The sequence below is a fragment of the Burkholderia sp. E168m23 genome (genome assembly GCF_016586125.1).
Lineage (GTDB): Bacteria > Pseudomonadota > Gammaproteobacteria > Burkholderiales > Burkholderiaceae > Burkholderia > Burkholderia orbicola.
The window spans coordinates 1-1,229 of the sequence record NZ_BCPP01001409.1; the positions used below are offsets into that span (position 1 = coordinate 1).

A 1,229-nucleotide genomic window follows, 5' to 3' on the forward strand; every position below is an offset into this window, starting at 1 on the left:
ACCGCCTGCGCGGCCTTCGGGTCGCCGGCCTGCAGGCTGCGCACCGCACCCTGGTGCATGACCTGGAACACGCGGCCCAGGCGCGAGCCCAGCAGGAACGACGACGTCGCGCTGCCGAGCATGTCCTGCCGCAGCACGTGCGTCGCGCCGAGCGTATCGGCGATCACGAGCGCGCCGGCGCCGGTGACGAGCGAGCTGAAGCCGATCGACTTCCACAGCTCCGCCTTGCGGAACGACGGCCGATGCACGCGCAGCGCGTTGATCTGCGCGAGCGCCTGCAGTTCCTCGATCATCTTGGCCTGTTTCGGGTTTGCCGCGATCTGCCGGCCGACGCTGATCGGCTTCGACGGATCGTTCTTCAGCGCTTCGCGCTCGACCACCGACTGCCAGTACGCGCGACTGTCGGGCAGCGGCCCGGCGGGATCGGCGGTCGACACGACGGTGCCGCGGGCCGGCGCGCGGCCGCCGGCTTCCGCGAGCCAGCGCTCGCCGAAGCGGCGGGCGAGTTTTTCGGTGCGCGTGGCGGGCGGATGATCGGCCGACGCCCACTGCGTCATCGCATGCTCGATCGTCGCCTTGCGCGCCTGGTTGACGAGCGCGGTCGTGTTGCGTTCGTACAGTTCGCTGCGCAGCGTCGCGAGCGCGTCGTCGGACAGCCCTTTCGACTTGCCGATGCGCGCGATCTCCGCGAACAGCACCTGCTGCTGGTTCGCGAACGCCTCGGGGCTCACCGGTTCGAAGACGCGCGTGAGCGCATCGGCGCCGTGCAGTCGCGCGAACTTGCCGTGACGGTCGGTCTGGTAATAGTCGACGATCCGTTCCGCCAGCGCCCGCGTCAGGTCCTGGTTCGCGATGAAGTCGGTGCCGTGCGTGCCGTACGACAGCCCGACGTGCAGCCAGTCGATCGCCTTGCGGTCGAGCAGTGCATCGAGCAGCTCGACGTGACCGGCGCCCGGCACCGGCTCGAGCACGGCGTCCCATCCGTGAAAGCTCAGCATCACGTTCGGCGCGGGTTCGCCGGCGTGATCGTGCGACCACGTCTCGAACGACGTCATCAGCCGCGTGTACTCGGCATAGCTGTCGTTGGTGCCGGCGATCGTACGGCGGTCGTCCGCGGAGACGAGCGGGCGGCCCGACGCCGCTTCGAGACGAAGCTGGAAGCCATGGTGCGACGCCGCGGTGAGCCATTTGTGCAGATGCGCGATGTCGTCGAGCTCGAGCGTGCGCGT

The 1,229-nt window shown here is 69.5% G+C and carries 1 pseudogene; it reads right to left on the minus strand.

Going from position 1 to position 1,229, the window contains the following annotated elements:
- Positions 1 to 1,229 (minus strand): annotated as a pseudogene (locus JMF90_RS37710) (LWXIA domain-containing protein); the annotation flags it as partial.